Genomic DNA, 23,505 nt, shown 5'->3' with positions numbered 1-23,505 from the left:
CACAGAAACAGCAACCAGTTCAAACCCCGTGTTTCTTGACCTTTCAGGCAATTTTTGCTCGTTGCCCTCGCCGTCCTCTTCCGGCATCCTGCGCCTCCATTTTCTGACCCGGCCCCGCCTTACGGCGCGCAAAACACCATGACCGCCTCTGAAAAAGTCCCGCGCAACAACGATCTGCTCTACGGCCTCAACGACCGTCCGCACCTGACTGCAACCGTCTTCGCCGCGCTGCAACACGTGCTGGCGAGCTTCGTCGGCATCATCACCCCGACCCTGATCATGGGCGGCGCCCTCGGTCTGCAAAGTGAAATTCCGTACCTGATCAGCATGGCGCTGTTCGTTTCAGGCCTCGGCACGTTCGTTCAAGCCAAGCGTTTCGGCCCGGTCGGTTCCGGTCTGCTGTGCCTGCAAGGCACCAGTTTTTCCTTTATCAGCGTGATTCTCAGCGCCGGGTTCATGGTCAAGGCCCGGGGCGGCGGCACCGATGAAATCCTCTCGACGATTTTCGGCGTGTGCTTTTTCGCCGCGTTCATCGAAGTGGTGCTGAGCCAGTTCATCGGCAAACTGCGGATGCTGATCACCCCGGTGGTCACGGGCACCATCATCACCCTGATGGGCCTGTCGCTGATCAAAGTGGCGATGACCGACATTGCCGGCGGCTTCGGCGCGCCCGATCTGGGCGCCGCCAGCCATGTGTTTCTGGCCGCGCTGGTGATCGGCACTATCGTTGTGCTGAACCGCGTCGACGTGCCGTTCCTGCGCCTGGGCGCGATCGTCATCGGCCTGACCCTCGGCTACGTGGTCGCCTGGCTGATGGGCACCGTGGATTTCGCCTCGATGCCCGAAGTGCCGCTGGTCAGCGTGCCGGTGCCGTTCAAGTACGGCTTCAATTTCGACTGGGTGGCGTTCGTACCGGTGGCGGTGATCTTCCTGGTTTCGCCGCTGGAAGCCGCCGGTGACCTGACCGCCAACTCGATGATCTCGCGGCAACCGGTCAAGGGCCCGCTGTACATCCGCCGAATCAAATCCGGTCTGCTCGCCGATGGCCTCAACTCGGCGATGGCGGCGGTGTTCAACAGCATGCCGATGGTCACGTTCGCGCAGAACAACGGCGTGATCCAGTTGACCGGCGTGGCCAGCCGCTACGTCGCGTTCTTCATCGCCGGCCTGCTGGTACTGCTGGGGCTGTTCCCGATGATCGGCGCGGTGCTGCAACTGATGCCTAAACCGGTGCTAGGCGGCGCTGAACTGGTGATGTTCGGCACCGTGGCCGTGGCCGGGATCAAAATCCTCGCCGAGGCCGGCCTGCATCGGCGCAACATGTTGATCGTGGCGATCTCGGTGGGCATGGGCCTGGGCATTGCCGCCGTGCCGGAAGTGCTGCGCGAGTTGCCGCAAGCCCTGCGTAACATCTTCGAATCGCCGATCACCGTCGGGGCGTTGTGCGCTATCGTGCTGAATATCTTCCTGCCGGAAGAATTCATTGAGCTGGAAGAAGACGATTTCGATCCGGAAGCGTCGATTCTGCAGGTCATGGAAAACCCCGATCTGCCGGCCAAAGCTGAACCTGCAACGGCCGCGGCGGTCGCACAGTTGAACCGCTGACGCTGCGCCATGAAAAAAGGGCTGAGCCGGCAACGGTTCAGCCCTTTTTCGTTGAGAGACTGTTTATGCGCCGCGTCCACGCCGTCATCCTGTCCCTGCTGCTGTTGTCCCTGAGCGCCTGCGCGCTGTTTCCCAACCGCGATCCAGTGAACATCAACGTGGTCGGCCTCGAACCGTTGCCGAGCCAGGATCTGGAAGTGCGTTTCGCGATCAAGTTGCGGGTGCAGAACCCCAATGAGACGGCCATCGATTACAACGGCATCGCCCTGGATCTGGAGGTCAATGGCCGTCCACTGGCCTCGGGCGTCAGCGATCAGACCGGCTCGATCCCGCGCTTCTCGGAAACCGTGGTCAGCGTGCCGGTCAGCGTTTCCGCGTTCTCGGTACTGCGCCAGACTCTGGGTTTGAGCCAGACACAAACCCTCGACAACCTGCCTTACGTGCTGCGCGGCAAACTCGCGGGCGGCGTGTTCGGCACCATGCGTTTTGTCGACAGCGGCAAGCTGAGTTTGCCAAAGGCCACTGCTGCGACGTGGTAAATACACAATTTTGAGACCACTCATAAATACCTGTGGGAGCTGGTTTGCCAGCGATAGGGCCGCATCAGCCAACATCGTCGTTGCTGACAGTCCGCCATCGCTGGCAAGCCAGCTCCCACAGTTTTTTCAATCAGCCCGACGTTATGCGGTGAACCGCACGCCGGGTTTGGCGCGTTCATCAACCGACAGCTCAAACACATCCGGCCGCGCATAGTGGCCGACCACGTCATAGTCGTACCGCGCCCGCACCAGCTCATCAGTATCGATCTCAGCCGTCAGCAACCCGGCCTCGCCACGCAACGGCCCCGCCAACACATCGCCCATCGGCCCGACAATCACACTGCCGCCGGCAATCAGCGGCCGATCCGCCGGCCAGTTGGCAATCTCCACGCCCAGCTCGTTCGGCGAAGCCTGCACCTGACAGGCGCTGACCACAAAGCAACGGCCCTCGTGGGCGATGTGACGCATGCTGACCTGCCACATCTCGCGCTCGTCCACGGTCGGCGCGCACCAGACTTCAATGCCTTTGGCGTACATCGCCGTGCGCAGTAGCGGCATCATGTTTTCCCAGCACACCACCGCACCAAGTTTGCCGACCTGTGTGTCGAGCACCGGCAGCGTCGAGCCATCACCCTTGCCCCAGATCAGCCGTTCGGTGCCGGTCGGCATCAGCTTGCGATGCTTGGCCACCAGCCCCGCCTGCGGATCGAAATACAGCGCCGTGCAATACAACGTGCTGCCGGCACGCTCGATTACGCCGATCACCAGATTGGCCCCGGTGCGCGCCGACAAACCGGCCAGTGCCTCGGTTTCTGCCCCCGGCACATCAATGGCGTTGGCGAAGTAGCGGGCGTAGGCCTCACGCCCCTCGGGCAAGCGATAGCCCAACTGCGTGCCGAAGCCCTCACCTTTCGGATAGCCACCGAGCAACGCTTCAGGCATCACCACCAGTGCCGCGCCGGACTCGCTGATCGCGTCTTCCCAACTGAGGATCTGTTCCAGGGTTTCACCCTTGCCACCGGGCAAGGCGCCGATCTGCAGGGCGGCGACGATTGATTTGGGCATTGCGGTCACTCCATCGGGTTCAAGTGTTGCCGATTCTGCGGCGGCGCGGGATCATGAATAAACACCGATTCACTGCAGAATGATATGAGCCAAATGAATATCGCAACCGTCGACCTCAACCTGCTGAAAGTCTTCGAAGCCCTGCATGAGGAGTCCAGCGCCAGCCGTGCGGCGCTGCGTCTGGGCGTGACGCAATCGGCGGTCAGCGCGGCGTTGCGCCGGTTACGCGAGGTGTATGGCGATCAATTGTTCGTGCGCACTGGTCGCGGATTGGCGCCGACGCTCAAGGCCAATCAACTGAAACCGGTGGTCAGCGAGGCGCTGAACAAATGTCGGCAGAGCCTGGCGATGGTCGATCCGGCGGCCCACCACTATGACGGCCGATCAGTCACCGTGGGCCTGTCGGATGATTTCGAAATCGCTTATGGCCGGCGCCTGATCGAAGCCATCGCTCGCAGCGCGCCCAAGCTGCGGCTGATCTTCCGCCAGACCCACAGCCAGATCGTTGCCCGCGCCCTGATGGAGCGCAGCATCGACCTGGCGATCACCGCCGGTGGGTTCGCCGAGCGTCTGCTCAGTCGTCAGGTGTTGGGTGAAGGGGATTATGCGTGCCTGGTCGATCCGGGCAGTCTGGCGCCCGGCCAACAGCGCATCGATTTGCCGGAGTTCGTCGCGCGCGAGCACATTCTGGTGTCCTCGGGCGGTTTTATCGGCATCACCGATGAGGGGCTGGCGGCGCTGGGTCTGAGCCGGCGGGTCTGCGCCTCGACCACGCACTTTGCCGCGCTGCCGCATCTGCTCAAGGGCAGCGGCGCGGTGGCAACCATCCCCCGCCATGCCGCTCAGGCCATTGCCGAGCTCAGCGGACTGATATTGCTGCCCTGCCCGCTGGCGCTGCCGCGCTACCCGATCGAACTGGGCTGGCGCACCAGCACGCAGATCGATCCGGTGGTGATCAAGGTGCGTGAGGCGATTGTCGGATGTTTCAATGCGGACTGAGGCGCGTGTTACTTGTTGGCCGCCATCAGTCGATTGACTTCACTGCGCACCATGTTGGCGAACTCCGGCGGGGACATGCCATCCAGCTCGGCGCGCACCCACTCGGCCCATTTGCCCTTGCGCTTGGAGCGTTCGCCGAACAACCGCGCGGCTTCGCCTTTGGCTTTGCCCAGATTGTTCTGCCAGAGTTCGAACAGACGGGATTTCTCGTCTTCCAGCGCTGCGCGCTCGGCGAGGGATTTGTCGGCCAGATTGAAACTCATGGGGAAATACCTGCTGCGTAAAATGGCGACATCTTACACGCTCGAGGGAAATCTCCCGCGCAGGTTTTTCTTTCGCACCTAAAATCAGTGCAACTTTTCAGTCAGCGCCACACTCCATTGATCACTGTCCATCCATCTGCAAGGAGTCACCCAATGGCCCGCAAATCCCGCGTGCAAGCCGTCGAAGACCAAATCAAGGATCAGGCATTCAGCGAACTTCAGGCTTTGATCGAAGAGTCCGACAAACTGCTCAAGAGCAGCGCCTCACTGGTGGGCGAAGAAGCCGAGACCCTGCGCGGACAAATCGCCCTGAAACTGCAACAGGCGCTGGATTCTGTTTCGAGCGTGCGCGACCGCACCAAGCCGGCGGTCGAGGCTACCGAGAGCTACATTGGCGGCCATCCATGGCAGACCGTAGCGATTTCCGCCGGTTTCGGTCTGGTGGTGGGCTTGTTGCTCGGTCGTCGTTGATCGACGTCTGACAAAAAAACTGTGGCGAGAGAGCTTGCTCCCTCGCCACATGGGTTATCTAACAGTTATTCCCCGGCCAATTCGCGCAACTGCGCCAGCGTCTGCTCCTCCAGCACAATCCCCTCGGCCAGCGACCTGGCCCGCTGCAAATGCCGACGATCACCCGGCAAGCGCTTCAATCCCACCCCATGCATCTGCCGCACCAGTTCTTCGCTGCGCTCGGCAAAACTTTGCCCGGCGGATTTGCTTGGGTCGATGACGATCAGCAACTGCCCGGTCCACGGGGTCTTGGCCCCGGGATGGTTCGCCCAGTCGAACTCGAAGGAAAAATTGCCCCCGGTCAACGCCGCCGCCAGCAGCTCGACCATCATCGATAGCGCCGAACCTTTATGGCCGCCGAATGGCAACAGTGCGCCGCCCTCAAGAATGGCTTTCGGATCCTGCGTCGCCTGCCCAAGACCATCCACGCCCATTCCGGCGGGCAGACGTTCGCCCTTGCGCGCCGCGATCTGCACATCACCGTGAGCGATGGCGCTGGTCGCCAGATCGAAGACAATCGGCGCACCACCGGCCCGCGGCGCGGCAAAGGCAATCGGGTTGGTGCCGAACAGCGGCCGATCGGCGCCATGCGGCACCACGCAGGTCATGCTGTTGACCACGCTGAGCGCCACCAGCCCTTCTTCGGCAAACGGCTCGACGTCCGGCCACAGCGCCGCAAAATGATGCGAGTTGCGAATTGCCAACACCGCAATTCCTGCGTTACGCGCCTTCTCCACCAGCAACGAACGAGCAGCGGCCAGCGCGGGCTGGGCGAAACCGTTGCCGGCATCGACTCGCACGAAACCCGAGGCTACGTCCTCGACTTGCGGCACAGCCTGTCCATTGACCCAACCGCTATTGAGGGTCGAAACATATCCGGGGATACGGAACACGCCATGACTGTGCGCACCGTCACGTTCGGCACCGGCGCAATTGGCAGCCAGAGTGCGGGCGACGGACGCCGACGTACCGTGGCGCAGGAAAACCTTTTCAAGCAATTGCGTCAGCGCTTCGAGCGAGAGTGTGGACGCAACGGGGGAAGACACGGAATCGTGTGGCGCAGACATCTGAAGCTCCAGACTAATTATTGGAGGGAACAACAGCGTACGAACAGCTTGCCCAGCGATTAACCACGCCCGGTACGGGTGCTGTCAACCGTTGTGGTGCCGGCTTGTCGCGGCTAGCACATTGCGCTGCCGCTGGTGCGGTAACTATGTACCGCCTCTGTTATCGATCCGGTCTTTAGTCTCGTGTCTCAATTTACCGGTGCACCGGACGGTGCCCTGAACGAGACCCGATGATGCCTGCTCCCATTCCTCCCCTGCTGTTCCAGCCCATCCTCAACTCCCCCGGATCGTGGCGCGAACTCGGCAATCTCCATCACTTGTCCAGCGCGGACTTCCAATGGTTGAGTCACGTGCAACTGGCGACCCACGCACTACGCAATCAGCAGACCCCGCCCATGCTTGCCCAGCGCATCCTGCTCAATACCAATGGTGCGCCAGCGGTGCCTCTGGCCGGCAGTTTCATACTCAGTGCCACCCCGGATGATCACGGGATCCTGTTGTACACACCTTTCGCCGGGCTAAAAAAACATGCCAGCCTCACCGCCCTGACCGCGCACCTGGAACAGCAGCTGAACAGCGCCAGCGAGGACGACCGACTGCTGGCGTTCCTCGCCTTTTCCCAACGCAAACGACTGGCAGAACAGCACGGCATCAGCGTGACCTACCAGCTCGTCGAAGGCGATATCTTCGAAGATCAACGCGCCGTCATCGAGCATTGCCAGCAGCTCAACACGCAAGCGATGCTTGATGAATTGATGCAACTGCCCGAACTTGGCAGTCTGCTCCAGACCATAGTCGACGCACTGCTGACGCCAACGATGTGCGGCGTCGATCAGACACGCACGCGCGTGAACCTGTACGCGACCACGACTGCCACCGGCCCGGCATCGACCGACCTCGCTTCGCGGCATGGGCTTGAAGCGCTGTCGCTTGGCGATGCGCTGCTGTTGCACTATCGCCACACCGGATGGCCGGTTGGCCAGACCCATGAGTTTTCGCACCCCGACCGGACTTTCCAGGCCAGTGATCAGCAACACTGGGAGACAGCCGTCACCACGGCATCAGGCAAACTGCTGGTGTTGCTGTACCAGCAAATGGAGCGCTACTGGAATGGGCCCAGTGCTGACGGGGCCTCGCGGCGCGACGTATTGGCGCAGATCATTCGACAGCAGGCGCTGGCGGACTTTTTGCTCAAACGCGAGGCGGGCATCATCGATCAGCGCCAATTCGACAGCCTGCTGACGTCGCTGGGTTTCAGTGAAAGTCTGGCACCTCGCGCGGCCGTGGAAACCGTGCGTTTATGGGAGCACCAGGCAAACTTCGTGGAGCTGGCCGGCGCGCTGATGATCGGCCATTCCGAAAGCTGCCTGTATACCCCGACGCACGGCTTGCAGGTGCTCAAGGACTACGCAGATCTAAAATCCATGCTGCTCGGCAAGTTCGCCAGCCCCGGGCACGAAGACGAACTCTATGGTCTGCTGAGTCTCGACGAGCGCCAGCGCTTCCTCGGTTTCGACCGGCCGCAGGTTTCCGGCAAATCGATCGCCGGAGACGTGTTCAGCGTACTGCTCGAATTGATCATCACCAAGCAACGACAGAACATCGACTATGCCTTGCAGTTGTACCGGCACAGCGACGGCGTCGTGGATATCCGCGCACTGTTCGATAAGGCCCTGGACATCCGCTCGATGCTCCACGAGCGCCTTGTCACCCTGGATGCTCGCGGGCGCTGGAGCACCCGGCCGATGCTCACCGGCAACCCATTGCCTTCAAGGGTGCTGGCGGACACCGCCACAGCCGAAGTGCGCAAGTTCGCCAGCATCATGCCAACCATCGCCGCAGACTTCGCCGCCCAGCCGTTGACCGTCACAGCGCTGCAGCGTACCTACCTGCAAGGTATCGCAGCGAAGCTGGCGCACGCCCTGTCTGTCGGCATCAATGGCGAAGCACGGTTGAGAGTCCTGGACGGAACGCTAAGCCGTCATGCGCAAACCCTGGTCGACACCGTGTTCAATCCGGATCACCCGGATCGCAGCCGCCGCAAGGCACTCAACGGGATTCGGCCGGATGCCTGGTCATTGACGTTACAGGTCGCCGGTGAGAGCGAATTGCTGCCGCTGGCCAACTGCGTCCTGCTCACGGAACGCGGTGGCCTCGATACGCAGCACTCCGGACGCGCGATCTTGTGGACACCGGCTCTGGGCCTGGAAGTCTTCCGCTCGATCGAGCATGCCAGACAGGTTTTGAACCAGCGGCTGCTGGATCCGCAAAAACGCCTGGTGCTGCTGGAAAACCTTTCACCACAGCACCAGAGGTTCCATCAACGCTACACGCTGGGACGGTTACAGCTGATCAGCGGCAATGTATTGCAGGATCGCACCGAATCAACGATCGAACATTTTCTCCAGCGCTGTGAACAGGTGCGGGGCCGCCATTGGCCAAAGCCACGGGAACATCAGATCCTCAAGACGTTGAGTGAGCAAGTCGTTGAGACCAACCTGCAACGCGCCACCGCTCTGGCGATGGCACTCGGCAAGCAGCATTCACTGCCTGCCTGGCTGGGAATGGCCAGGCTTGACGATCAGCAGTTGCACCTGGAACTGCTGGAACAGTGGCGGCACAGCGTCATCGACGATGAGGATTATCTCCACGCGCTGCCAACCTTGCGTGATTACATCCGGCAGACCCTAAAGACGCTGCTGAGCACCCGCTTGCACAGGCAGGATCTCGACCCCGAACAGATCACCGTCACTCCCGCGCTGAGCCTGATCGGGTCTGCAATGAGCTTGACCGACTTCGCCTTGAACCATGCGCATACTGCCCAGGACACTGCATTCACCCTCAGCTCGAGCACCGACCGGGCGCTGCCGACGGGACTCGACCAGCAAGCGGTCAGGAGCCTGCTGTTGTCCTTGAACGTTGCGACAACATTTGCCAATAAAATCACCACGGTGTTGTCCGCGAATGACGTCGACGCCGAACAACGCAAGCTGCGTTTCATCCAGCAACTACCCTGGCAACTGCTGCAACATGCCCATCAGTTACAACTGCAACAACGCTTGTCGACAAAAGCCTTCGACTTGATTACACAGGTGCTCGACATGCCCGATGCCGTCGCTCGTGCGACCGTGCAAGGGGCCGATGCGATTGTCCGGCCGTTGGCGCTGATCAAGACCGCCGGGGCATCCGCGATCAAGGCGCTGGGGCTGTACTTGATCGGCCCTGCGGAAAAATCCGGCCCTCAGGTGCTTTATGCGCCCTACCATGGAGAGCACGCATTCAGTGAGTTCGAGGACGAGGCAGCAGTGATCGCCGCGCTGAATACGCCGGGCTCACTGCAGGACTTGCTGCTGCGCCGCTTGCCGGAAAATCAACGTTCGATCTTCAGCGCGTTGTTCAAGGCGAGCAGCGGCCAGACGAGCGAGATGACCCTGGCCACCACCCCGATCAACGGCAACTTGCTGCTGCAGTTGTTCGACAACAATCTGGCCTTGTTGCCACACTTGCTGAGCAGCCATTCGCTGCCATCGGCGCAGGCGGATTGGGACGCCGCGAAGCACCTGTTCAGTTCCGGCATCCAGCAGATCCGGGGCCTGCTGCCGGGCAAACTCGCCTATGTGCAGTTTCTCTGGCAAAGCTACAAGGACTTCATGGGTTCGGCCGAAGCGTTGCAGGATCACCACTGGAAACGTGCGCTGGAAACCTTTGTCGCCGGCGCAGCGCAGATGATCAGTCTCGGGCGACTGGCGCTGGAGTCACGTCTGGAGTCTCAAGCCGTGGCAGCGCCGCAACCACCGCAGCCAACCACACTGAGCGCTCCCGTCCTTGCGCAGACAAAGCCGACCGATCCGCTGCGCACCTCGCTGCAGACATTCGAAGCTCCGACTATCGCCCTGAAGGATCTGACTCACGATGCTGCCGAGGGTACGTATCAGGATCTGACAACCAAAGCGACTTACGCCCCTATCGCCGGCAAAGTCTATCCCGTGGAGCGGCCGGGAGCCGTCTGGCAGATCAAAGGCGCCGGGCAGCCAGGCCCGGTGTTGCAACACACCGCTTCCCGGCAACTGGTGCTGGACCCGGATCGCCATACCGTGCATTTCGGCAAGGCCATGTCGACGATGTTCAACCATTACGCCACCCATCGCCAGGCGCGGTACATGCTGAATATCGAAGCGCAAGGCATGGAAGAAATCCGCGCCCGCCATCCGGAAAAAGCCCGCATGTTGATTGAGGCAATTGATCTGGCCCGGCATTACGCCTTCAACAGCCTGCACAATCTTGCCCAACTGAGAAACTATGTGCCGGGCACCCGCCTCGATATTTTTCTCAAGTCTTTTTTTGGTGCGCAACGGATTGATGCCGACATTCTCGACAAGCTGAAGCAGGCCATCGTGCCGATCTGTGATGCCTTGGTCGATCCAACAGAAGACCTGTTGAATACCAGTCGCTTTGTGGTCGGCTCGAACAGACACAGCAGCTCGGGTGTAATCGCCTTTGTACTGGGTGGCGATTTACTCAAGAAAGTCCACTTCACCGAAAAGTTCTTCAATCAAGGGCTGGATTGGTACAACACAGGCCTGACCGAACCGTTCAATGTTGACGGGCATGCACGGGCAGCGACGCTCATCCACGAGTTTTCCCATCAGTTCAGCAAGACCGTCGACATTGCCTCCCTGGAAGCGCGGCGCCCGTTTGCTGATCTGATTGCTACGGTGACCGGTTATGGAGCTGCCCGCAAACAGGTACAGACACGATTTCAGCGCGAAGCACTGTCACTGTCCACGCGCCGTGAAGAGCTGTTTTCGCGCTGGAGCGACAACCTTCAGGAGTGGCTCGATATCGACGAGTTTGAGGGCATGGAACATGTGCGCAGGGAAGTTCTCAAGACCACGGGGACGAGGAATCTCGAGGACGCGCGAACGGCGTTTCTCAGCCCGACCAACCCGCATCCACGCATCGACACGATATTGCGCAATGCCGATTCGATCGCCTTCCTGATTTGCGAAATGGGCCGCCAGCTGGATCCGGTAACCCAACCTCACGGAGGGCTCAACTGAGGTAAAAAAATGCGCAGGCGGTTGGCCTGCGCATGGTTTATCGCTGGGTGAACTCAGTCTTTCTGGTCACGCAATACATTGCCCGAGGCGCCATCGATGCGGAACTCATATACCGAACCGTCGGCCTTGCGCCCCTCGCCTTTCCAGTAGCCGTCATTGTCGGCCTCGATTTCATAGACTTCGACGTAACCGGCCTTGGTTTTCACGATCTCGATAGCCTTTTCAATGGTGACCCAGCCCGCACCGGGACGATCAGCCATGGCGGCACCGGCGCTGAACAAAGCGGCGGTGGCGATTGCAGCGGCTAAGGTTTTTTTGATCATTTTTTCACTCCATTTGTGGATGATGTTCCTCTGATGTCCTGTTTTTGGGCGTCTGCCGGAAAAATAAGTTCCACTTTGATGGGCAATTGCCATGACTGATGTTCTCGGCACCCGGCTCGCAAGGTTAGAATGCAGCAAATCAGGACGAGTCAATGACCCAAGAATCCCTCTCGGAAGCCGAATACGATGCGATCACCGATGCCGCCGCGCACTGGTGCATGCGTCTGCACGCCGAAGACTGCTCCGCCGAGGATCGTCTGGCTTTCGAGCAATGGCGCGATGCGCATCCGCTGCATGCATTCGAATACGAAGCGATGCTGGAAATCTGGGACGTTGCCGAACATCTGCCGCGTCCGTCGCTGCCCCCAACGCTCAATGTGCCGCTGACCACTGCGGTGCCCGCCTGGCGGCGCTACGCAATTGCCGCGAGCGTCTGCGCCCTGGCCTTGCCACTGGCGGCGTACGGTGGCTGGAATCTGGGCTGGTTGCCCAACAGCTATCAGCATTTCGCAGCCACCGACAATGTCCGTCAGGTCACCTTGAAGGATGGCAGTCAGGTCGAGCTCAACCTCAATACTGAGTTGACCTTCAGCAATTACAAGGACGAGCGGCGGGTCACCCTGAAAAAGGGTGAAGCGTTTTTCGAAGTCAGCCATGACCTCTCCCACCCGTTCGTGGTCAGGGCCGGCGAAGGCAAGATCCGCGTGACCGGCACCCGCTTCAATGTCTGGCTCTACGAAGATCAGGTACGGGTCAATCTGATCGAAGGCTCGGTGTTGGTAACCAGCAACGCCGCCCTGCCGGGCGACGGTTTGCGCCTGGGGCCGGCCATGCAGGCGCAGTACCGGCATGGCGACTACACGCCACAGATCAGCCAGACCTACGCCAACGATAACGCCCTGGCCTGGCGCAGCGGCAAACTGGTACTCGACAACCTGGCACTCAACGAAGCCTTGCCGCTGATCAATCGCTACCTGAGCAAACCGCTGAAACTGGCCGACGCCAGTACCGGCGCAATCCGTGTCGGCGGCGTCTACAACATCAAAGAGCTCGGCGGCCTCGTCAACACCCTGCCCAAGGTGTTGCCGGTCTACCTTACGCGCAATACCGAGGGTGATCCGGTGATCAACTCGATGCCGCGGCAGCCACCAAAAACCTGAAACCGGGCACCACCTGCCACGGTTAACTCAGGGCAACAAAAAAGCCGCTGTTCCTGTCAAGGAGCAGCGGCTTTTTCGTTCAGCCTGACTTACTGCGCAACCACCTCGGTGCCCTTGCCCGCCACTTCGCGAACCGTTTGCACCTGATACTGCGGATCGGCAGCGATCTGCTGCTCAGTGAACGGCAACACACTCCACTGCTTTTTCGAAAATGCCTCGGTCTGATCGCGAGAGTATTTCGACTCCGGGTCACTGGACAGCGAGAACGCCAGCAGCCCTTGAGCGTGCGGGCCTTTGTCGTCGAAGGTCACCACTTGCAGGTAGCTGGTGCCGCTGACCACTTCGAGTTTGCCGTCTTCACGCGGCACGCTCTGGATCGCGTTGTAGATCCCCAGCGTTCCCGGCCCGCCGTGAATTGCGGTTTGTTGAGCGCCGCTGCTCGCCACCTGAATATCGCCCCAGCGGGTTTCAGGTTTGAGACCCATTTTCTGCGCAGTGGCAGCCGACGCCAGCAGCGCTTCACGCAGTGCCTTGCTCACGGCCGGTTGCTCGATCGCCAACCCGCGTGGCGTGTGTTGCGGGTCTTTTGGATCGAACGGCACACGCCAGACATCCGGCGACGCTTGCAGCGCCTGCATGATGTTCTGGAAATGCACCAGACCAATGCCCGAATCCAGATTCGCCCGGCCATCCCAACCCTTGAGACTGGCGCAAACCAGCTTCAACGCGGCCGCGTCCGCACCCAGATCCGCAGCGCAGAACTTCAGCAGATCGGGCAGCACCTGAGTCGCCAGATAGACGTTGTCGTCCATCACCATCTGTTGCAGATCCTTCACCGCCAGCGGGCCCTTTTTGCCGAGTGTGTTCAGGCGCTCCAGCGCAAATCTTGATCGCAGGCCCAGCGGCTGGCCGTCCTGACTGATCAGCGGCGAGAACCCGGTCAGCGGTTGTGCCGGGTTCGCCAGCCACGCGGAATCGTTGGAATGCTGGACGAAGTCCTTGCGCAACAGTTGCGGCAGCTGGCTGGCGGCATAGATGCCCTTCTGCGCAGCTTGCGGATCGATATCCCAGGCGCAAGCGCTGTTGGAACCGTCGAGCACGATCATCTGCAAGCCGATGCGCGGGTCGCTGCACTTGGCCAGTTTGTCGGCGCTGACGTTCGGCACCACCGACAGGTTCATGTACAGCGTCTGCCCGTTGTCATCCACGGCCAGGGTGTTGACCCAGGGGATGCCCTGAATCTTGTGCACCGAATCCTGCAGAGCCTTGAGGCTCGACGCCTGGTTCATCGCGTACCACTGCGTCAGCACGCGATCATTGTCCAGGTTGGCGTCGCGCAGGCTGTAGGCGTACTGATGATCCCAGTCGAGTTTGCCCGGCCATTGCACGATCGGGCCGAACTGCGAGCTGTAGACATCGCGCGAGACCGGCACCACCTGACCGTCCGCCTGTTTGACCTGCACAGTGACCGTCTGCTTGTTCAACGGCAGCGACTTGCCGTCGAGCAGGTAGCGGGTCGGGTCTTTCGGGTCGAGTTGCAGACGATACAGGGTGAAATGTTTGGATGAATCCACCGTGTGGGTCCAGGCCAGATGCTGATTGAAACCGATGTTGATCATCGGCAACCCCGGCAAGGCTGCGCCCATGACGTCGAGTTTGCCCGGAATGGTCAGGTGCATCTGGTAAAAGCGCATGCCGCCAACCCATGGAAAATGCGGGTTGGCCAGCAGCATGCCGCGTCCGTTGAACGAGCGTTCGCTGCCGACCGCCACGGCATTGCTGCCGCGATCCAGAGCGAAGCGCTGCAGGCGCGCGTCCGCCAACTGATAGGCCCGGGCATCGCTGCCGAGCTGCGCCGTGGCCTGCGGCGGCGTCGCGCCAGCCAAGGCTTCGGCGAACTGCCCGACACCGCCCTCGACCAACAGGCGCCGAGTGAGTTTGACCAGATCTTCGGCGCTGATATCACGCACCCACTCACCCTGGCACTGTTGCGGCAGACCCTGCTGGCGGCGTTCGGCGAGATAACGGTTATAGCCCGCGGCATAGCCTTCCACCAGGTCGTGCACCTGCGCCGGTTGCGCGTCCCAGAAGGCTTTCACCGCTGCGGGAGTGTTGAGCCAGGTGAAGAACAGGTCGCTGACGCGATTCTCGCGTTGTTCGACGGTGAACTGCTCCGGCCCGAAATAGCGCGAGCGCTGGCCATTGACCGTGACGATCTCGTTGGCCAGCAGGCACAGGTTGTCCTGCGCGTAGGCGTAACCAATGCCGAAACCCAGTCCCCGTTCATTTTCCGCGCGGATGTGCGGCACACCAAAGGAGGTGCGGCGGATATCGGCACTGGCTTGTGCAGCGGGACTGAACGCATGGGCGGACAGACTGAGTCCGAGAAACGCACCGGCGAGGGCCAGTCCGGTTAACTGTCGGGAAATAATCACACTCGCTCCTGAACGACAAGACAAGGATCGGCGCTTGCGCCGGATCCACTCTGAAATTGATTCATGCGCCTGGGCGCAAGACGGCTGTTCAGGAAACGAATGCGAGAAAAAAAATTTAGCCCGATTGAGGAAGGTGAAATTCACTGATTACGGGAAAACAACGAATAACCGACAAAATTTCTACATATTTCCTTTCATGATTTGTCGTGCTGAAACGTCTTGTTTACTGAGAGCAGTCAAAACGTTTCCTGATCGGGCTCTGAAAAGGAGTAACCCCATGTACAACTCGCAACTACCAATGGACGGTAGCCAGGCGTCACAAGGAGCTTCCATGAGTTCCCGCGCGAGCAGCTTCGCCCCCAGCCCCGAGCGTCAGGGCAATGAGCGTATTCGTCTGTTGCTGAAAAGCTTCGGCCTGCGCACCAGTCTGATTCGTCTGAAAGTCATCGACGCCCTGCTGGTCGCCGCACAAAGCGATCGACGCCTGGGCGTGCGCGGCGTGCACAGTCAACTGCTGGATCTGGATATTCCGTTGTCCTTTCTCAGCGTGCGCGAAGTGTTGAAGCGTCTATGCGCCGAAGGGGTGGTCACCTTCAACCCGGACAAGAGTTACAGCCTGCATCCACAGGCTGCTGCCGTGCTCAATCACGATTGAAGCGTCCCGCGATCGCCGTCAGGGCTTGACCTTGCGGCGCATCACCCCGTTGATCACCACCACGACCACCGCCACACCCATGGCGATGTACTGGAACATCTTCTGACTGATCATCCCTGCATTTTGCAGCCAGGACAGGCCGAGCATGATCGCCAGCACCGACAGGGCGATCAGGATCGAGTATTTCAAACGTTGCTTCTGGGTCATTGCGGGTTCCTGAAACTTTCAAATGTATCCGGTTTGTATCCGGTTGCATGCCATGCACATACCGTGTTGCGGGGATGGGCCTGGCCGAACGCGGTCTCATGTTACAGCCGATGAAGAGTTTTGGCTTCATGCCGGCGTAACCATGAGGATCTTTGAAATGTTCCGTCGAATCACCTGGCTGATTCCCCTCCTTGCCGTACTGACCTTGAGCGGCTGCATCATTTTCCCCCACGGCGGTTGGCATGATGGCCACCATCGTTATCAGGAAGGCCCCGGTTATTACCATCGATAGAACAGGATCGTTCGCCCGCCGGTGCGCCTGAAATACCGGTCGGGATACCTCACCAGCCTTTTCAATGCCAACCATGCCCGCCCGCTAGCGGGCATTTTTGTTGGCGCGCCTGTGCCTCGCAAATGCCTTTTCGATCAGCCTGCGGGGGTCAGTAAATACGCTGTAAGTATTTGAAATTTCATGTCGCAGCAAAGGATTGGCTGCCGCGACAACTCTGCCTCTAGTCTCTGCGAACTTTTCTCGCTTACTGAAACAGGGATGTTTATGCAGAGAACCTTGATCGTAATGACGCCCGTGCAGATTATCGGATTCTGCCTGGCCATTACCGCTTTTGAACTGCTCACCTATATGGCCAGCGACATGATCATGCCGGCCATGTTGACGGTGACCGGCGAGTTCAACGCCGATACCCGGCATGTAGCCAACGCCTTCAACCTGTATCTGATTGGCGGCGTGTGCCTGCAATGGCTGATCGGCCCCCTTTCCGACCGTTACGGCCGGCGTCGCTTGCTGTTGCTCGGTTGTGCGCTATTCGGCCTGGCGTGCAGCGCCGCAGTCATAACGCAGCGCATTGAAGCCTTTAATGCGTTGCGCCTGATCCAGGGCATGGGCCTGGGCTTTGTGGTCGCTGTCAGCTACCCGACCCTGCAGGAAGTGTTCTGCGAGGCCGATGCCGTGCGCCTCATGGCATTACTGGGCAACGTGGCGCTGCTGTCGCCGCTGCTCGGCCCCTTGCTCGGCAGCCTGCTGCTGGAATGGCTGAGCTGGCGACAGATGTTTCTGGGGCTGGCGGCAACGAGTGTGGTTGTCTGGCTCGCTCTGTTTGCCTGGATGCCGGAAACGATCGACGTCGTGCGCCGTGACGGCCAGCGACAGGCTCCAGCGGCGTTTTCGCTCAGGCAGATCGGCCTGGGTTACCTCGCGCTGCTGCGCAACCGCCGATTCATCGGCGCCAGTCTGACACTGGGCCTGATGAGCCTGCCGCTGATTGCCTGGATCGGACTGGCGCCGGTGCTGCTCATGCAACGCCTTGAGCTGTCTGCGCTGGAATATGGCCTGTGGCAAATCCCGGTGTTTGCGGCGGTGATCCTAGGTAATTTACTACTGGATCGATTGCTCGTCGGGCACACGCTCGCCCAGGTGATCGGTCTGGCCCTGTGGCCGTTTTGCCTCGGACTGCTGGGGCTGATCGCTGCTGCCCTGAGTTTGGCTGCGCTGCCATTGGCCGTTTGCGCACTGGCCGTGTATGCACTGGGGCTTGGCATGAGTAACGCCGCGCTGTACCGCCTCGCGCTGTTCTCCAGCGATGCGGGCAAGGGGCTGGTCTCGGCCATGATCGGCATGCTGTCGATTGCCGTGATGGGCTGCGGCGGCTCGCTCATCGCCGTCATCGGCGGTGGTTCGAACCTGCAATCCTTCTCCCTGCTGGCAGGCCTCGGTGGCCTGCTGTGCTTGCCCCTGCTCTACCGCCTTCTGCGGCACTCGCCGCACCCACCACACATCAATAAGGATATTCGATGACTCTGTTTCCCCACAGCGATGCGCTTTGCGCATTGCCGCAGCCCTATTGCCAGGAGGCCGTCCCCAAAGAGCTGTTCAATCTGGCCATGAGCGAAATCACCCGGTTTCACGCTCACCATACGCCCGGTTATGGCCACTGGTTGAACGCCCATGCAATCGCTGTCGATGACCTGGACGAGCTCGACGACTGGTCGCAATTGCCACCGATTTTCGCCAGTTTCTTCAAGCAACAGATGCTGCTCAGTCCGACGGGCGAAGACGCCCTGGAACTGACTTCCTCCGGCACCAGCGGGCAGAAGAGCCGCATGCGCTACGACGCGCGCAGCCTCGGCGCCGCGCAGTACATGGTCGAACGGATTTTCGCCCAATATGGCTGGATTACCCCGCATGCCCCGTGCAACTACCTGTTGCTCGGCTATGAGCCCGAGCAGAAAAACACCTTGGGCACATCCTTCACCGATCAATTCCTGTGCGGTTTTGCTCCCGCCAATCGGGTGGTTTACGCCCTGCGTCGCAATGGTGAAGGCCACCAGTTTGATCTGTTCGGCGTGATCAGCGCCTTGCAGGCCTTTGCCGAAGAAGGTCTGCCGGTGCGCATCTTCGGCTTTCCCGCCTTTCTCTGGGAAACCCTGCAACGCATGCGCGCGACCGGCGTGGCAGACCTGCAACTGCCGGCCGGATCATTGGCATTTTTCGGCGGCGGCTGGAAAACCCGCGCCGCCGAAGAAGTCCCCAGACAAGCCTTGTATGCGCGGATCCAGCAACAACTGGGCATCGCGACCCAAGACTGTCGCGACGGTTACGGCGCCGTCGAACACGCGGTGCCTTACGTCGAATGTGCCCACCATCACTTTCACGTACCGGTCTACGCAAAAGTATACGTACGCAGCACGGTGGATTTTTCAGTCTTGCCCTATGGCCAGCGCGGCCTGCTGAGTCTGGTCTCGCCCTACATTTCCTCAAGCCCGGCCCATGCCGTGGTCATGAGCGATCTGGCCACGCTGCATCCCGGCAACAGCTGTGCCTGTGGTCTGGCCAGCGACTGGTTCCAGTTGCATGGCCGCGCCGGCACCACGGCCGCGAGGAGCTGTGCCATGGCCGCGTCCGAACTGCTGGGGAGGCACTGATATGTACTTGATCAACGGTCAGTTGCACACCGAGTGCAGCCTCGACAGCGCCTTGCACCAACTTCAGCGGGAGTTGCCACGAAGGCTGCAGATTCCACTGCAAACCAGCACACTGCTTGCCACTGCCAAGGCCTTCGCCGAACGTCTGCAACAAGAAGAAACGGAACTGCCACTGGCTCCCGGTCAGCGCGAGGCACTCATCGATTTCTGCCAGCCTGCCGCCCTGCAAGCCAAGCTGGATCGTGAGTTGGGCTTGCGCCCCGATTCGCTGCGTCGCATCGACTATCGACAGTCACGCTTCGAGCGCTGGAGTCCGCTGGGCCTGGTGGTGCATATCACTCCGGCCAACGCGCCGCTGCTGGCGTTCTGTGCGGTGGTCGAAGGTCTGCTGAGCGGCAACGTCAACTGGTTGCGCCCCAGCAGCAGTGACGCGGGCTTCACCGCGCGCCTGCTTCAGGCGTTGGTTGCATGCGACCCGAGCGGACAACTCAATGGTTACGTGGCGGTGCTGCCGACCCGCACCGAACAAATCGGCCAGTTGTGCAGGCACGCCAACGGTGTCGCGGCGTGGGGTGGCGAAACTGCGCTGCAAGCCATCCGCCAGCAGATCCCGCCAGGCTGTCGCTGGATCGACTGGGGGCACCGCATCAGCTTCGCCTACCTGACCCCAGACGCCGCATCGCCCGCCGTCCTCGATGCGATTGTCGATGAAGTCTGCCGCCTCGATCAGCAAGCCTGCTCCAGCCCGCAATGGTTGTTGGTGGACAGCGACGACGCGCGCGTACTGAACGATATCGGGGCACAACTGGCCGCCGCGTTCGAGCGCCGTGCCGGTCAATGGCCGGCCCTTACGCCGACGCTTGAAGAGGCTTCGCAAATCACCACCTGCACGGCGATGGCCCGGCTGGCCCAAAGTTTTGCCGGGCAGACCGGTCGGGTCTGGAGTGCGTCGGGCTGGCGGGTGATCTGGAGTCATGATCGCCAGCTCGAACCTTCTGCGCTGTTTCGCAGCCTGTTGCTCAAACCCCTGCCCCGCGAGCGGCTCAGCGCTACGTTGCTGCCTTGGCGCAACGTGCTGCAGAGCTGCGCCTTGATGTGTCCCGAGGCACAGATCACCGAACTGGCACAAACGCTGATTGCCGCCGGTGTGACGCGCATTACCCCGATCGAGACTATTCACGATGGCTACGACGGCGAACCCCACGACGGTGTTTATGCGCTGCAGCGCCTGAGTCGACGCGTATCGGTCAGTCTGCCGACGAACTCGCTGACCGGCCACTCCACGCTTGATCAGCTGCCTGCCCCACCACCACTGACCGGTCTGGCGATCATGGACAAAGGACAATTCGTCGGCCAGCCGCCGGATTCAGCGGCGCAGCTGTTCTTTCGCTCCGGCGGCAGCAGTGGCGCACCTGTGCTTTCCGGCTTCAGTTACCACGAATTCCAGCGCCAGATGCAGGCGGCCGCCGATGGTTTGCTGGCGGCCGGTCTGGACCCGGCCCAGGATAGGGTCATGAACCTGTTTTTCAGCGGCGGACTGTACGGCGGCTTTTCCAGTTTTGCCAAAGTGCTGGAACAACTGCAGGCCCGACACTGGCCGATGGGCGCCCCGGCGGACGACGATTACCACGAGATCGCGCAGATGATCGAGGCTCAACGGATCACCGTGCTGATCGGCATGCCCGGCACCCTGCACCGGTTGTTTATCAACGAACAACAAATACTGCGGCGCTATGGTGGCGTCGCCAAGGTCTTTCTCGGTGGCGAACACCTGAGTGAGCAAACCCGCGAGCTCTTGCAAAGTTGCGGCGTCAGCCTGATCCGCTCGGCGATTTACGGCAGCGTCGATGCCGGTCCCCTGGGCCATGCCTGCCGGGCCACGGCAGATGGCGTTTTCCATCTGATGAGCGACATCCAGCACCTGGAAATTGTCGATTTTGAACACGACGCGCCGGTCAGTGACGGCGAATCCGGTCGTCTGCTGGTGACCTCTCGTGGGCGTCAGGGTCAGTCCGTGCAGCGCTATGACATTGGCGACAGCGGACGCTGGTTACCCGGCCCGTGTGCCTGCGGTCTGACTTCACCGCGCTTCGAACTGCTGCAACGCCACGGCAACCTGCTGCGCATCGGCACCGATTTCATTTCGCTGGCGATTCTGGAGCAGCACCTTCAGATGCCGTTTCAACTGGTCCTCGACCACGGCCCTGACGGCCTGGAACGCATGCGCCTGCACTGCCCTCTGGAGCCGGCCGAGGCCCACCGCCGACTGCAGAATTATTCGACGCTGATCACGCTGGTGCAGACCGGTTTGCTCACGCTAGACGTCGAGCAATGTGCCGTCGAGCAGTTCGCCCGAAACCGGCACAGCGGCAAAACTCCCCTACTGATTGATACGCGCCGCTGACAGCAGCTATCTGCACGCGGCCCATCGCCACTTCATACAAGAAAAAATCATGAACACGATCATTGAATTGAACAATTTGCTCGGTTACACCCGCCAACATTCGGCCTATTGCCGCGAACACTTCAAAGATGTCGCGGCACCCATCAGCGCTTTGACTGAACTGCCCCTGATCGACCCTGAACAATACTGGCGTGACAGTCAGCATCCGCACCGTTGGCCAGTGTTGTCAGGCCCGCTGGAAGACGCGATGGTCTTCAAGACCGGGGGCACCACCGGCTCGGGAAAACTCTCGCTGTTCACCCGCGCAGAATGGCAAACCCTGGTGCGCGATTTCGGCAGCCACCTCACGGCGCAACTGAACCCCGGCGACCGGGTCGCCAATCTGTTCTTCGTCGGCGACCTGTATGCCAGCTTCATTTTTCTTCACGACGCGCTGGCACATGTCCAGACTCCCGTCAGCGAATTTCCCTTCACCGGGGCCGTCGACAGCGCCGTACTGGCCGAGTCGATCGTTGCGTACCGGATCAATGTGCTGGCCGGTCTGCCGGCGCAAATGCTCAAATTCGCCGTCTGGCTTGAGCGCCAGTCACGGATCCTGGAGGGCGTCGAAACCCTGCTCTACGGCGGCGAGAGCCTGTTCGCCGCCCAGCTGCAAACGCTCCAGCGGGTGTTCCCGAACGCACGCATTGCCTCCATCGGCTACGCCAGCGTCGATGCCGGATTGATCGGCGTCAGCACCCGCGATTGCGCCCTGGGCGAACACCGGATGCTGGAGCGGCACAGCGTGCTGGAGATCATCGATGAGGTGAGCGGTGCCGTCATCGAAGAGTGCAACCGTAACGGCAGGCTAGTCCTGACCAACCTCACCCGGCGCCTGATGCCGGTGATCCGCTATCCGGTCGGCGACCTCGCCTGCTGGCGTGAACCGGCGGGGACGCCGATGCGCAAGTTCGCCCTGATGGGCCGCAGCATGAACAGCCAGCGCGTGCGGGTGAGCGTGTTGAGTCTGGATACCGTTGACATCGGCGAGCTGGTGCGCAAGATCGCCGCCAGCGATGACTGGCAACTGCTCATCGAACAGCGAGCAAGCAAAGATCTGCTGAGCCTCAAGTGGGTACCCTGCACGCGAACGGCTGACATCAGCCAGGCAAGCTCAACCCTGCGCCGTGCGCTGATCAACCAATACCCGCTGATCGAGAAACTGCAGTCCGATCAATTGCTGGAGCTGAACGTGATCGCCTGTGCGAACGATGAACTGACCTGTCATCCACGCTCCGGCAAACATCAGCGGGTCGTGGATCGACGGGTTTACGACCATCCGCAGCAGGGGCAAGCGTGATGGACACGACAATCATCCGCCGCTATCGCGTCGCCGATGCGCCGGCAGTCAGCCGCCTGTTCGAAGAAATCTACGGCGTTCATTATCCTCAACCCCACGTGTATCTGCCCTGGATGATCAGCCAGAACCACAGCGTCGGTCGCTGGCACTCGCTGGTGGCGGTGGTAAACGAGCATATCTGCGGGCACGCCACGTTGTTTCGCCAATCTGGCCGAACCGCACTGGCGGAGCTGGCACTGACCGTGGTGCACCCGGACACTCGCGGGCAAAACATCGCCACCCAGTTGGGCCAGCAGCTGCTGATTCATGCCCAGGCGCTGGATTGCCGAGGCGTGACGATCAAGCAGGTCACGCACCACCCGTATACGCAGCGCATGGCCGCCGGCCTGGGGTTTCACAGCTGTGGTCTGTTGCCCGATTACGCGCCTTCGCCGTTCGGTGGAACAGGGCGGGAGACGATTGTTGTGGGTCACTGCAGCATCGACGGTTATCGGCGCCCGCTGCCGGCACTCGCCTGGCCGCAGGATTGCCGCGAGCTGATGTCGCGTCTGGAGGCGGTGTTTGGTACCACCGACCATACCGTGCCATGGAAAGGCCCGAAGATCCGCTTCGATCACGTATCCGGGCGCTACGACCTGCTGCTCAAGGCCCTCGATGACAACCTGCTCGAGCAATTGGGACAACTGCCGGCGCACTGGCTGATTTCGATCAGACTCAGACTCGCCCAAGGGTTTTCCAGCGCGCTGCGCAAACTGGCCGATGCCGGTTTCGCTTTCACCGGGATTGTCCCCGATGACCACAGCGACGGCTGGCTGGCACTGTTTCATCGTGGCTACCAGGCCTCCACGCTGAGCCTGCACTGTCCACATATGCAGAATCTGCAGGATCAGGCGCAGCAGGCCGGCGAAAGGTATCAGGACTAAAAACGAAAACG

Annotated in this window: 19 protein-coding genes; 13 read left to right on the top strand and 6 right to left on the bottom strand. The window is 60.8% G+C overall.

Annotated features, from left to right (window positions below; all coding sequences use genetic code 11):
* The first annotated feature begins 138 nt into the window (after positions 1-138).
* The gene (locus HDC30_RS22280; protein WP_095135642.1) at positions 139-1,605 is read left to right on the top strand and encodes a nucleobase:cation symporter-2 family protein; all 1,467 of its coding nucleotides are present in this window, start codon (positions 139-141) and stop codon (positions 1,603-1,605) included.
* A 65-nt stretch (positions 1,606-1,670) separates the two neighbouring features.
* Positions 1,671-2,144 (top strand): LEA type 2 family protein, encoded by a 474-nt coding sequence (locus tag HDC30_RS22275; protein ID WP_086791096.1) that lies wholly within the window; start codon positions 1,671-1,673, stop codon positions 2,142-2,144.
* Positions 2,145-2,285: 141 nt separating this feature from the next.
* Here HDC30_RS22275 and HDC30_RS22270 read toward each other — a convergent pair whose 3' ends face one another.
* Positions 2,286-3,209 (bottom strand): carbon-nitrogen hydrolase family protein, encoded by a 924-nt coding sequence (locus HDC30_RS22270; RefSeq protein ID WP_097089638.1) that lies wholly within the window; start codon positions 3,207-3,209, stop codon positions 2,286-2,288.
* Positions 3,210-3,293: 84 nt separating this feature from the next.
* On the opposite strand from HDC30_RS22270, the gene HDC30_RS22265 reads away from it, so the two are divergent.
* Positions 3,294-4,208: a LysR family transcriptional regulator gene (locus HDC30_RS22265; protein WP_183784941.1), complete on the top strand. Its 915-nt coding sequence runs from the start codon at positions 3,294-3,296 to the stop codon at positions 4,206-4,208.
* Positions 4,209-4,216: 8 nt separating this feature from the next.
* Here HDC30_RS22265 and HDC30_RS22260 read toward each other — a convergent pair whose 3' ends face one another.
* A complete protein-coding gene (locus tag HDC30_RS22260) occupies positions 4,217-4,471 on the bottom strand; it encodes a hypothetical protein (protein WP_003224595.1) in 255 nt (84 codons plus the stop codon).
* A 153-nt stretch (positions 4,472-4,624) separates the two neighbouring features.
* Between HDC30_RS22260 and HDC30_RS22255 the strand changes: the two genes are divergently transcribed.
* On the top strand, positions 4,625-4,942 hold the full coding sequence (locus HDC30_RS22255) for a YqjD family protein (RefSeq protein ID WP_047602264.1): 318 nt from the start codon (positions 4,625-4,627) through the stop codon (positions 4,940-4,942).
* A 65-nt stretch (positions 4,943-5,007) separates the two neighbouring features.
* On the opposite strand, the gene HDC30_RS22250 is transcribed toward HDC30_RS22255, so the two are convergent.
* Positions 5,008-6,048 (bottom strand): Ldh family oxidoreductase, encoded by a 1,041-nt coding sequence (locus HDC30_RS22250; RefSeq protein ID WP_027612022.1) that lies wholly within the window; start codon positions 6,046-6,048, stop codon positions 5,008-5,010.
* Positions 6,049-6,281: 233 nt separating this feature from the next.
* Here HDC30_RS22250 and HDC30_RS22245 point away from each other — a divergent pair, with 233 nt between their 5' ends.
* Positions 6,282-11,108: a hypothetical protein gene (locus HDC30_RS22245; protein ID WP_409347922.1), complete on the top strand. Its 4,827-nt coding sequence runs from the start codon at positions 6,282-6,284 to the stop codon at positions 11,106-11,108.
* A gap of 53 nt (positions 11,109-11,161) precedes the next feature.
* Here the strand turns inward: HDC30_RS22245 and HDC30_RS22240 are convergent, their stop codons facing one another.
* Positions 11,162-11,431, bottom strand: coding sequence for a PepSY domain-containing protein (locus HDC30_RS22240; protein ID WP_007961867.1), 270 nt, complete (start codon positions 11,429-11,431; stop codon positions 11,162-11,164).
* Between the two features lie 152 nt (positions 11,432-11,583).
* Here HDC30_RS22240 and HDC30_RS22235 point away from each other — a divergent pair, with 152 nt between their 5' ends.
* Complete coding sequence (locus HDC30_RS22235; RefSeq protein WP_183784937.1) at positions 11,584-12,591, top strand: FecR family protein; 1,008 nt, start codon at positions 11,584-11,586, stop codon at positions 12,589-12,591.
* Positions 12,592-12,680: 89 nt separating this feature from the next.
* Here the strand turns inward: HDC30_RS22235 and HDC30_RS22230 are convergent, their stop codons facing one another.
* Positions 12,681-15,026, bottom strand: a complete 2,346-nt coding sequence (locus tag HDC30_RS22230) for an acylase (protein WP_183784935.1) — start codon at positions 15,024-15,026, stop codon at positions 12,681-12,683.
* Between the two features lie 277 nt (positions 15,027-15,303).
* On the opposite strand from HDC30_RS22230, the gene HDC30_RS22225 reads away from it, so the two are divergent.
* Positions 15,304-15,681: a fe2+ zn2+ uptake regulation protein gene (locus HDC30_RS22225; protein WP_027612026.1), complete on the top strand. Its 378-nt coding sequence runs from the start codon at positions 15,304-15,306 to the stop codon at positions 15,679-15,681.
* A gap of 18 nt (positions 15,682-15,699) precedes the next feature.
* Here the strand turns inward: HDC30_RS22225 and HDC30_RS22220 are convergent, their stop codons facing one another.
* Positions 15,700-15,888 carry a hypothetical protein gene (locus tag HDC30_RS22220; protein WP_007961862.1) on the bottom strand — a complete coding sequence of 63 codons (189 nt, stop codon included), beginning with the start codon at positions 15,886-15,888 and terminating at the stop codon, positions 15,700-15,702.
* A gap of 157 nt (positions 15,889-16,045) precedes the next feature.
* Here HDC30_RS22220 and HDC30_RS29225 point away from each other — a divergent pair, with 157 nt between their 5' ends.
* The 6 genes from HDC30_RS29225 to HDC30_RS22195 all read left to right on the top strand — a co-directional run bounded on the left by HDC30_RS29225 (position 16,046) and on the right by HDC30_RS22195 (position 23,494).
* Positions 16,046-16,180: a hypothetical protein gene (locus HDC30_RS29225; RefSeq protein ID WP_256214187.1), complete on the top strand. Its 135-nt coding sequence runs from the start codon at positions 16,046-16,048 to the stop codon at positions 16,178-16,180.
* 264 nt (positions 16,181-16,444) lie between these two features.
* Positions 16,445-17,701 (top strand): MFS transporter, encoded by a 1,257-nt coding sequence (locus HDC30_RS22215; RefSeq protein WP_183784933.1) that lies wholly within the window; start codon positions 16,445-16,447, stop codon positions 17,699-17,701.
* Entirely contained in the window at positions 17,698-18,828 is a 1,131-nt protein-coding gene (locus HDC30_RS22210; protein WP_183784931.1) for an acyl-protein synthase, read from the top strand. Before HDC30_RS22215 ends, HDC30_RS22210 begins: the two co-directional genes overlap by 4 nt.
* Before the next feature lies 1 nt (position 18,829).
* Positions 18,830-21,232 carry an aldehyde dehydrogenase family protein gene (locus HDC30_RS22205; protein ID WP_183784929.1) on the top strand — a complete coding sequence of 801 codons (2,403 nt, stop codon included), beginning with the start codon at positions 18,830-18,832 and terminating at the stop codon, positions 21,230-21,232.
* A 49-nt stretch (positions 21,233-21,281) separates the two neighbouring features.
* Positions 21,282-22,571 (top strand): phenylacetate--CoA ligase family protein, encoded by a 1,290-nt coding sequence (locus tag HDC30_RS22200; protein ID WP_183784927.1) that lies wholly within the window; start codon positions 21,282-21,284, stop codon positions 22,569-22,571.
* Positions 22,571-23,494, top strand: a complete 924-nt coding sequence (locus HDC30_RS22195) for a GNAT family N-acetyltransferase (protein ID WP_097089625.1) — start codon at positions 22,571-22,573, stop codon at positions 23,492-23,494. The genes HDC30_RS22200 and HDC30_RS22195 overlap by 1 nt, the downstream gene beginning before the upstream one ends.
* Positions 23,495-23,505 lie beyond the last annotated feature (11 nt).

This window comes from Pseudomonas sp. JAI115 (assembly GCF_014200835.1).
Classification (GTDB): Bacteria; Pseudomonadota; Gammaproteobacteria; order Pseudomonadales; family Pseudomonadaceae; genus Aquipseudomonas; species Aquipseudomonas putida_A.
Note: the sequence above shows the minus strand (reverse complement) of the source record. Positions and strands in the feature narration are given on the sequence as shown.

What these genes read in the sequence shown, in the direction of transcription:
- HDC30_RS22280 (WP_095135642.1), top strand. Translation starts at nt 139, where the DNA reads ATGACCGCCTCTGAAAAAGTCCCGCGCAACAACGATCTGCTCTACGGC.
- HDC30_RS22275 (WP_086791096.1), top strand. Translation starts at nt 1,671, where the DNA reads ATGCGCCGCGTCCACGCCGTCATCCTGTCCCTGCTGCTGTTGTCCCTG.
- HDC30_RS22270 (WP_097089638.1), bottom strand. Translation starts at nt 3,209, where the DNA reads ATGCCCAAATCAATCGTCGCCGCCCTGCAGATCGGCGCCTTGCCCGGT.
- HDC30_RS22265 (WP_183784941.1), top strand. Translation starts at nt 3,294, where the DNA reads ATGAGCCAAATGAATATCGCAACCGTCGACCTCAACCTGCTGAAAGTC.
- HDC30_RS22260 (WP_003224595.1), bottom strand. Translation starts at nt 4,471, where the DNA reads ATGAGTTTCAATCTGGCCGACAAATCCCTCGCCGAGCGCGCAGCGCTG.
- HDC30_RS22255 (WP_047602264.1), top strand. Translation starts at nt 4,625, where the DNA reads ATGGCCCGCAAATCCCGCGTGCAAGCCGTCGAAGACCAAATCAAGGAT.
- HDC30_RS22250 (WP_027612022.1), bottom strand. Translation starts at nt 6,048, where the DNA reads ATGTCTGCGCCACACGATTCCGTGTCTTCCCCCGTTGCGTCCACACTC.
- HDC30_RS22245 (WP_409347922.1), top strand. Translation starts at nt 6,282, where the DNA reads ATGCCTGCTCCCATTCCTCCCCTGCTGTTCCAGCCCATCCTCAACTCC.
- HDC30_RS22240 (WP_007961867.1), bottom strand. Translation starts at nt 11,431, where the DNA reads ATGATCAAAAAAACCTTAGCCGCTGCAATCGCCACCGCCGCTTTGTTC.
- HDC30_RS22235 (WP_183784937.1), top strand. Translation starts at nt 11,584, where the DNA reads ATGACCCAAGAATCCCTCTCGGAAGCCGAATACGATGCGATCACCGAT.
- HDC30_RS22225 (WP_027612026.1), top strand. Translation starts at nt 15,304, where the DNA reads ATGTACAACTCGCAACTACCAATGGACGGTAGCCAGGCGTCACAAGGA.
- HDC30_RS22220 (WP_007961862.1), bottom strand. Translation starts at nt 15,888, where the DNA reads ATGACCCAGAAGCAACGTTTGAAATACTCGATCCTGATCGCCCTGTCG.
- HDC30_RS29225 (WP_256214187.1), top strand. Translation starts at nt 16,046, where the DNA reads ATGTTCCGTCGAATCACCTGGCTGATTCCCCTCCTTGCCGTACTGACC.
- HDC30_RS22215 (WP_183784933.1), top strand. Translation starts at nt 16,445, where the DNA reads ATGCAGAGAACCTTGATCGTAATGACGCCCGTGCAGATTATCGGATTC.
- HDC30_RS22210 (WP_183784931.1), top strand. Translation starts at nt 17,698, where the DNA reads ATGACTCTGTTTCCCCACAGCGATGCGCTTTGCGCATTGCCGCAGCCC.
- HDC30_RS22205 (WP_183784929.1), top strand. Translation starts at nt 18,830, where the DNA reads ATGTACTTGATCAACGGTCAGTTGCACACCGAGTGCAGCCTCGACAGC.
- HDC30_RS22200 (WP_183784927.1), top strand. Translation starts at nt 21,282, where the DNA reads ATGAACACGATCATTGAATTGAACAATTTGCTCGGTTACACCCGCCAA.
- HDC30_RS22195 (WP_097089625.1), top strand. Translation starts at nt 22,571, where the DNA reads ATGGACACGACAATCATCCGCCGCTATCGCGTCGCCGATGCGCCGGCA.